The following is an 8752-nucleotide window of genomic DNA, read 5'->3' as shown; positions in this document are numbered from 1 at the left end:
TTTTCCATTTCCACTCCATCTCATTATTGAAATCGTGAGCTTGAAGGATTTAGATTTGACTTGATAGTCTGGGGTTTATGGAGCGCTTACGATTGGGTAAGTAAAGAAAGCCCTAAAACCATGGGCGTCTGGATGGCAGAAAAACGCCGAAAAGAGATGTACACCATAGGACTGTATATGGGCCGAGGCGTACTAGGCAGCTATGCCCAAGAAACCTATTCAGAAATCCCATCACCACCCGCAGACAGTTTAGAAAGCATACTGGAAAATGGTGCTTTTAAAATGAATTTTGTTGACTTCTCACAAGCCAAAGCAGATGCCGCGCATAGCTGGATGTCTGCTCCCATCAACGCTAGATTTTGGGGTGGCAATCCAGAAAAAATTATTCCCAACAAAGCCTACGATGCCGTCATTTATATTGATAGCGTAACGCCTTCGTTCTATATGAAATAGGCGAAGAGGATCAGACAAATAGGAAAAACGATTGAACCGATGATTTAAAAATAATTGGCCGTATATTTTTCAAATTTCAATTTAATACGGCCAATCGCTAATCTGATGTAATGAATTATTTTCCGCCACCAGAATGCGCCGTCAGATAACCGACTGATCTCCACACGATTGATAACGAATATACAGAAAACACATATACTCCCCATAAAAAATTAAAAATATACTTAATTGTCCAGAGATTAATTGGACGATTAAAATATACCTAGTGAGAGTATATGAATAAGCTAGAGCGAAAAAACACCTGGTAAGGTGCGCCATGCGCACCGTTGATGCACGCGTGACGTAATTAATTTTGATACGGAAATGAAGCGGTGCGCATGGCGCATGACTACAAAAGATAACGCGAAAATTAAAAATATTCCTCGTCAGGATTCTTGCTTGTCGTCGCCGTCGTCACGTTGACGTATCCAAAAATGAGTACGTTTTTTCTTGTTCGTCGCAGGAGTAGATTGCTCTTGCCCCGCTTTGGTCGCAGGCGGTGGGGCAACCGGCAGAGGGAAGCCAAGAAAAACCATCACGATCAATATTGGCAATACGAGGTAAAACAGCGGCCTCTTCCAATGTGATTTTTGTTTCATCATGTCCAAGACATGGTGATGTGCACATGGAAGACAAGGTAAGCGAGCTAAATTACAACAAGTTATTTTGGTAATTTAGTGGAGGATTGGAGTGCTGCATGCGCACCAGTTTTTCTACATTAAGATAGATTCCATGTGAAAATTAACTGGTGCTCCAGACGTATCATGCAAACTAATTTTTAAACCCAGTGTTGCAATATGGATGAGAGACTTGCCCATTTTCTATTTCCGCAAATCCGCCATCCTGTTTTCTGATTTTATGGTCGATTGATATGGAGTTTCGGTGCAGATAGCCATTACAGATTTTGCACTTGATAGAAGTTTTAAGTGCTTCATTCATAAAAACTTCTGATTTCCCATCTGAATTAAAATCCTCATCTTCATTGTCAACAACTTCATCAGATTTGACAGTTAAATAATTGAAATCTGTCGATGAAAAAATTTTTGCTATGGCCTCATTAGTTGATAAATTTTGGTTAAGCAGGGTGATTATTTGTAAATAAAAGTTAACAACGTGAGGTGATCCTTTAATGGATGTTCGATATTTTCTAATAATTTGCCTCGGTAAGTCCTCAAAATTCAAAACAATTTCTTCAAAATTTTCTCTAGCTTTTATAAAGTCGTTCAGCTTTTTAGTCTTATGTAATTTGATTACAAATTGCAGGAACACGTTAAACGATGCCGGTTTATATCTGCCATTTCTCGCATAAAAATAGACTGCTGGATGTAAGCCAAGCGATGACGGATGGTTGCTATTTATTAATTGGGCTATTTTTAAACAATTCTTTAAAAATTTTATTGTCTCGTCTCCGTCGTTGTCATCCGCTAATTCACTGTTATTCGTAATTTCATTTACAGTATTTACGAATTCTAAAATAAGCATTTGTGATTGAGAGGAGAAGCTTTTTCCCGCGACTGGTATATCTAGAGTTTTTAAAGGTGTCTTGAGAGATGGCTTGAATAATATATCGTTAATTTGCTCTGCTAAGTTTTGAACTTCTTGCTGTCCTCTTTCGGAAAATGACGACCAATATTTATGCCCTTTGCCGCTTCGGAGAATCGCCCTAGTCGCTATTCCATTCGCCTTATTTCTCGTTTCCAATAAGATCAATTCAGTTTTATCTATTGGAGCAGCTTTTTGATTTATTTTAAAGAATGAAGCTTCTGCTTTTTTTGCGTCACCATCTACCCATTGTATTTGTATAGCTAGACTTCCAAGCAAGCGAGCTTTTCCAACAATTTCAGGTTTGACTTTTTCTGGATTTTTTATTGCAAGTTTGTAATCAGAATATGGACCAATAATTTTATTAATTTTTTCTCGAAGTTTATTTGCCGTATCAATTTGTTCTTCTGGAATTATTGAGTCGTAAAAGGATTTTGTAATTCCACCATCTCCATAGTCGTTATTAACCCATGCTGCTAACGCGCTTAATCGATGCGCTCCATCAATTACAAACGTATAGCCTGCCTCGTTTTTCCAGAGGATCACTGCCGGAATCAGGTCTGTATCTAGAAAACTTTGGATTAGTGAAATGACTCTTTCCTGATCCCATTCATTTGTCTCTCGTTGAAAATCTGGTTTTCTTATGGATCCAAAAAAGAACGAATCTTCCTCTAGATCCGTTACTTTCAAAAGTTGAGATTTATTTGTCGGAGAGGCCTCTGAGTCTCTAACTTCGAAATCTTCCCTTGGAATAAGAGCATCTAAATTAATTTTTTTTGCCATTTTTCACCCCGACGTTTAATTTCTTATATTTAAGTTCATTAATTATTGCTTTTAGAGTTAATTAAAAAAAACATTATTGATTTAATGTCAGTTCTAAACACTATTGGACCTACTTCCCCCTAGCAACAATCGCCTCAATCTGATCCATGATGCTATTCATGCGCGCCACAATCGCTTTGTAGGGCGTTGGCGTGGCAAGGTCGACGCCTGCTGCTTTGACTAACTCGTAAGGATATTGCGATCCGCCTGCTTTGAGGATGTTGAGGTAGTTGTCGCGTGCGCCGGGTTTGCCTTTGAGAATTTCGTCGGCGAACATGGTGCCGGCGGCGATGGAGGTGGCGTATTGGAAGACATAAAAGCGGTTATAAAAATGCGGGATGGCTGCCCATTCGATGGCGTACTGGTCATCGATTTTGAGGATGTTCTCTTGATCGCCGTGGTAAGTTTTGAGGATGTCGCCATAGATTTTGGTCAGGGCTTCGCCAGTTAAGGATTCGCCTTGATCAACCTTGGCATGCACGGTGCGCTCGAAGTCGGCGAACATGGCTTGGCGGAAGAATGTGCCGCGGATACCTTCCAGCTCTGAGCCTAAGTACGCTAGGCGTTCTGCATCAGTCTTGGCGATTTTAAGCATGTGATCTTGCAGCAGAACCTGATTGGTGGTGGAGGCGATTTCTGCGGTGAAGATCGGGTAGTCGGAGGTGATGAAAGGTTGAGTCTTATTCGCCAGATACGAGTGCATGCCATGACCCCATTCGTGCGCGAGGGTGGAGGCGGATTCAAAATCATCATTGTGATTCAGCAGCAGGTAAGGGTGGACGTCGTAAGACGTGCCTTGCATGTAGGCACCAGAACGTTTTTTCGCTCGTGGGTAGACGTCCATCCAGCGCTCGGTAGTGGCTTTAGTGAGTGCTTTTACATAATCGTCACCCAGCGGTTTTACGGCGGCGAGCATGAGTTCTACACTTTTATCGATGGGGAACTTGAGCGCTTCTTTATTTTGCTCGGCGATCATCGGTGGATAGATGTCGTAGTAATGCAGATCGGGGATGCCCATCAGTTTGCTACGCAGTTTGAAGTAGCGGTGCAGCGTTGGCAGATTGGCGTGGGTTTGCTCAATCAGCATGTCATACACACCGCGCGGCAATTTGTTGGCATCTAGCGCTTGTGCGAGTGAGTCCGGGTAGTTGCGGACCTTGGCGTAGACGGCGTCTTTTTTCAGCATTTCATAAAAAGTGACGCCGTAGGTTTGTTCGTATGATTTCCAGGTTGCCCAATATTGATCAAACACTTGCTTGCGCACGACACGGTCGCTACTGGTGCGGTATTTGGTGTAGGCGGATTGATCGAGCGTGACTTCTTTGCCGTCGACGCTGATTTTTGGCCATTGGGTATCGGCGTTGGATAAGGTGCCGTGTGCTGCTTGCGCTGTGTTAGCGATCATGCCGAACGTGGCAACGATGCTTTCTCCTTTATCGTCCAGCGTATGACTTGCCGTGCGCAGGATGTCATCCATCGGGTGGGCATAGATGCTGAGTGAGCTATCTTGTTTGAGAAAGCCCTGGATTTTTTTAGCACCGATGTGCAGAACTTCTGGACGTAAAAACGAGCTGGCATCGTCGACCTTGCTCATCAAAATTTCGGCACGTTGATTGATGTCTAAGCCTGCACTGTCGCCGGTATTTTGATCATGCAAAAAAGAGGCATAGTTGGCGAGGCGCGCCAGACGTTTTTGTAAATCCTGATACAAGTCCATGCAAGTCTTAAAGCGTTTTGCCGAGCCACCGATCTGGCCCTTGCACGTCGCAAATTCTTTTAACTGCGCATCAAGCTTGGCGGCATCTTTATCCCAATCGGCGCTGGTGGCGTAAAGGTCTTTCAGATTCCAGCGATCCGCTTCGGTCTCCGCATGGGCGAAGGCTGGCAGGGTGAAGGCGATAGCGAGGGAGAGAATGCTGCGTTGCAGTGATTTTTTCATGATGGGTGCTTTAGGTATGATCTGTGTTATGAATGGATAGAAAGCGCTGTGGCAGCGCTGCTGTTATTAGGATGATCTGGATGCGCTGAAAATGCGCGCAAAGTCTGCCGCATTATTCTGTCTGAAAACCGATGCAAAAAGATGGTTTATTTGAAAATATATTTTCTTGTTGTTTGGCTCACTGAATCTAAGGTTTGAGTATCAAATTGAATTTTTATATTCAACATTTGATTTAAGTCTGCTAATCCTTTGGTTCTGCTACTTGAAGTGATTTAATTACCTTGATTACTTGATCATTGATTTGCCGCCACTGTGGCAACTGCGTTTCTCTAAATGTATATTCAAGAAAAATTTGATCCTGGAATAAAAATCCTGTCCAACAAGTTGCTGGCAATGGCTTTGATTCAGCAACAGCAGGATATGCACTGTCGCATCTGAATCGGATGGGACGTCCGTCTGGGTGCTTTAGATTCTCATCTGGAGGGGAGTACATAGCATAACTATTTCTACTCTCGCCAAAACTGTTCCCCTGAAGATTTAATTCCGGTAATGGCCTCTTAAATTTATTCGACTTCCAATCCCTTTCACTTGCCTCCCATTCAGGATTATTTTCTATACCAGACGTCATCGTGATGCCAGCTCTACAAGTCAAGCGGATATAGACAGCCGTTTCTTGGTCGGCGGGGTTCGGGTCGTCCTTGTAAGTGAACCGTAAATCTGGCATATAAGCTTGCATCCCGACTGTAATACCTGGTGTTTCTGCTAAACGACCAGCGCCATAGTTGATGCTGCCAATATAGTGGGTCGGTATTTGAAATAATTTCTGTCCAATCCAAATATCTTTAATCGGTTCTTCTACATTTGAACGGTCAGCAAAATGATAAGGACGATTCATCTCCTTAATTTTTTTGTATGCCATTTCTACACAGGCTCGATCATTTAAAGGATTAATCGCTGGCCACATTTCTTTAGGGATTAAAGAGCTGGCTGGTTGCGGATCTACGTTGTCTCGATTGCAAGCTGCCGTCATAGCAACGATGCTCATAAGGGCAATCCATTTGGTTGAAAAGAGGTATTGCTTACTTCTCTTTGTAGTTTTTTTTGTTTCTTTTTTCATGTTTTTTGAGAATTATTTAAATTGAATTTTCAATAATTTGAAAACTCATATACAAAATTTTGATTTTAAATTTAGACTGATTTGACGATACACTCGATGGATCACTCCCGCAAAAAAAATGCCGCATCGTCTGCGGCACTTTGTGATTCATCTAATTGGCATCATTCGGATCAACGAAGTTTCAGCGATGACTTCAACGATTGTTCCGGGACATAAATACCAGACGCTCGAATAAATGCACATCTTGCTCGTTCTTGAGCAAGGCACCGTGCAGCGGCGGTACTGCCAGCTTGCTGTCTTTGCTGCGCAGCGCTTCTGCCGGGATGTCTTCTGCCAAGAGCAGTTTGAGCCAGTCGATCAGTTCTGATGTGGACGGTTTCTTTTTCAGGCCGCTGACTTCGCGGACTTCATAAAAAGTTTGTAGCGCGCTGGCGAGCAGATCGCTTTTTAGTTTAGGGAAGTGGACATCGACGATTTTTTGCATCGTCTCTTTTTCCGGGAACTTGATGTAATGGAAGAAGCAACGACGCAAGAAGGCATCGGGTAATTCTTTTTCGTTATTCGATGTGATGATGACTAGCGGACGGTGCACGGCGCGTACCATTTCGCGGGTTTCGTAGACATAGAATTCCATGCGGTCTAATTCGCGCAGCAAATCGTTAGGGAATTCAATATCGGCTTTGTCGATTTCATCAATCAGCAATACGACTGGCTGATCGGCAGTAAATGCTTGCCACAAGACGCCCTTGACGATGTAGTTGTGGATGTCCTTAACGCGCTCGTCACCTAATTGCGAATCCCGCAGGCGCGATACGGCGTCGTATTCATACAAACCTTGCTGGGCTTTGGTGGTGGATTTGATGTGCCATTGCAGCAGCGGCATGTTGAGTGCGGCGGCGACTTCTTCTGCCAGCATGGTTTTGCCGGTGCCAGGCTCACCTTTGATAAGCAATGGGCGTTGCAGGGTGAGGGCGGCGTTGACTGCCAGTTTCAAATCATCGGTCGCGACATAATTTTGTGCGCCATCAAAGCGGGTGGGCTGTGTCATGGTCTGGTCGGATTGAGTAGTTTATGGAGAAGTCGTCTAGTTTCAGCAGATTGATCGTTAGCTTGTTGTTGTGCAACAGCGATAATCGAGTATAAGCGAGAACGTCGTTTCTTGTGAACGACTGTTCTATTTTTCCTGCTGCCGCATACGGTTGGGGTGCTGCCTGACTCGCCGTCTGTCGTTTTTATTACGTAAAAACGCTCAGAAATGGGAAGTTTATGTGTGGCAAGCGCGCTATTCATAGGCAAATTGCAAGGTAATCAGCTAAAATGCTGCTTTGGATTAACCCGCCCTTTCGATCATTCACTCCTCGATAATATGAAAAAATTGTTCACACAGTTGTTCGCAATTCTCACCCTGGTGAGTGTTGCCCAGGCTGCTTCTGCGGCAGATGTGGTTGGCAATGCCAAGGCCGCTGAAAATAAAGTCGCTATGTGTATTGGTTGCCACGCTATTGCTGGTTATAAGGCAACTTATCCTGAAGTTTTCCAAGTGCCGATGATTGGTGGTCAATCTGCCAAGTACATCGAAAGTGCGTTGCAAGCGTATCGCAAAGGCGACCGCAAGCATCCAACGATGCGCGGTATCGCTGGCAGCATGTCTGATCAAGATATTGCTGATTTGGCGGCTTATTACTCAATGCAAAAATAAGTATAAAAATAAGAATAGGAGCCATCATGAAAAAATTCACATTATCGGTTTTGTTGTTGTCTGCGATTTCAGCTATGTCAGCTAGCGCTTTTGCCGGTGGCGATATTGCTGCAGGTAAAGCTGCTACAGAGAAAGCAGCATGTTTTGCATGCCACGGTAAAGATTACAACTCGCCAATCGATCCAACTTATCCAAAACTGGCCGGTCAGCATCAGGATTACATCGCACATGCGTTGAAGGCATATCAGCATGGCGTGAACGCACCGAATGGTCGTGGCAATGCGATCATGGGCGGACAAGCCAAAGCCTTGTCTAATACCGATATCGAAAATATCTCCGCATATCTGAGTAGCTTGCCTGGTAGCCTCGTGATGAAGAAATAAGCATCGTCTGTTTGCTTGATGCGAAAAAAAAGCCACGGTCGTCGTGGCTTTTTTTATGTGAGATAGGATCAGCGTGCGCGTTGATTTAAAGCGTCGATATACGCCGCACCGTCGGGCGGCATACCTGTGCGTTGCGAGGTCCAGATCATTTCGCCCAGACACTCCATGATCTGATGATGGGCGTCGTGTTCGGAGTTGGTTTTTTGCGCCAGACGCTGAAACGCAAACCGCACGCCTGCAGGTTGATCTACTGAGATTTGTTCGCTGATCGTTAAGTGCATGGATAAATGCAAAAACGGATTCGTTTGTCCTTGCGTGACGCTGTAATCGGCGGCCAAGGCAGAGTCTAGGTCGCTGAAGACATTGTGGTATTCAGGATGCTGATTGATCCAGTCGGCGGCAATACTTTCGAGCGGGGTTAAAATTTCTCTTGCTTGAGATTTGCGGTAAGTTTCACAAAAAAAGCGGCGTACATCATCTTGGCTTGGGGTGAACATGGCTGGCAGTAAAATCAGGAATGTCCGTATTGTACGATTATTTGAGTTTGTCGAATTGTCGGTTGGCTTAGAGTATGATTTAGAGCCTTAACTCCGAGCCTTAATTCAGAGCCTTAACTCAAAACCTCAATTCAAAGCCTAACTTGAGAACCAGATTTATAACTTACTTGAGGTTCTTGCAAAACGAAACACCGGAGAGTAATTTTATTGCGAGAAGCGCAAAATAGATGAGAAAGGAGCGGCCATTTCTGGCAAGATGAA

At 44.0% G+C, this 8752-nt stretch carries 9 protein-coding genes; 3 read left to right on the top strand and 6 right to left on the bottom strand.

Annotated elements, in window-relative coordinates:
- Window positions 1–60 precede the first annotated feature (60 nt).
- The gene (locus AAKU61_RS21355) at window positions 61–453 is read left to right on the top strand and encodes an erythromycin esterase family protein (RefSeq protein WP_354335539.1); all 393 of its coding nucleotides are present in this window, start codon (window positions 61–63) and stop codon (window positions 451–453) included.
- Window positions 454–878: 425 nt separating this feature from the next.
- Here the strand turns inward: AAKU61_RS21355 and AAKU61_RS21350 are convergent, their stop codons facing one another.
- The 5 genes from AAKU61_RS21350 to AAKU61_RS21330 form a co-directional block, all read right to left on the bottom strand.
- Window positions 879–1091, bottom strand: coding sequence for a hypothetical protein (locus tag AAKU61_RS21350; protein ID WP_354335537.1), 213 nt, complete (start codon window positions 1089–1091; stop codon window positions 879–881).
- A gap of 172 nt (window positions 1092–1263) precedes the next feature.
- Window positions 1264–2817, bottom strand: coding sequence for a GmrSD restriction endonuclease domain-containing protein (locus AAKU61_RS21345; protein WP_354335535.1), 1554 nt, complete (start codon window positions 2815–2817; stop codon window positions 1264–1266).
- A 109-nt stretch (window positions 2818–2926) separates the two neighbouring features.
- A complete protein-coding gene (gene pepF, locus AAKU61_RS21340) occupies window positions 2927–4795 on the bottom strand; it encodes an oligoendopeptidase F (RefSeq protein ID WP_354335534.1) in 1869 nt (622 codons plus the stop codon).
- Between the two features lie 241 nt (window positions 4796–5036).
- Window positions 5037–5912 (bottom strand): hypothetical protein, encoded by an 876-nt coding sequence (locus AAKU61_RS21335; protein WP_354335532.1) that lies wholly within the window; start codon window positions 5910–5912, stop codon window positions 5037–5039.
- A gap of 193 nt (window positions 5913–6105) precedes the next feature.
- On the bottom strand, window positions 6106–6960 hold the full coding sequence (locus AAKU61_RS21330; RefSeq protein ID WP_354335530.1) for an AAA family ATPase: 855 nt from the start codon (window positions 6958–6960) through the stop codon (window positions 6106–6108).
- 318 nt (window positions 6961–7278) lie between these two features.
- Here AAKU61_RS21330 and AAKU61_RS21325 point away from each other — a divergent pair, with 318 nt between their 5' ends.
- Together AAKU61_RS21325 and AAKU61_RS21320 are read left to right on the top strand one after the other, a co-directional pair.
- Complete coding sequence (locus tag AAKU61_RS21325; RefSeq protein ID WP_322118814.1) at window positions 7279–7611, top strand: c-type cytochrome; 333 nt, start codon at window positions 7279–7281, stop codon at window positions 7609–7611.
- 26 nt (window positions 7612–7637) lie between these two features.
- Window positions 7638–7994, top strand: a complete 357-nt coding sequence (locus AAKU61_RS21320; RefSeq protein WP_354335528.1) for a c-type cytochrome — start codon at window positions 7638–7640, stop codon at window positions 7992–7994.
- Window positions 7995–8062: 68 nt separating this feature from the next.
- Here AAKU61_RS21320 and AAKU61_RS21315 read toward each other — a convergent pair whose 3' ends face one another.
- Window positions 8063–8491, bottom strand: coding sequence for a DUF1841 family protein (locus AAKU61_RS21315; protein WP_354335526.1), 429 nt, complete (start codon window positions 8489–8491; stop codon window positions 8063–8065).
- Window positions 8492–8752 lie beyond the last annotated feature (261 nt).

It is taken from the genome of Undibacterium sp. GrIS 1.2, assembly GCF_040544435.1.
Lineage (GTDB): Bacteria > Pseudomonadota > Gammaproteobacteria > Burkholderiales > Burkholderiaceae_D > Undibacterium.
This window is presented reverse-complemented; position numbering and strand designations above follow the sequence as displayed.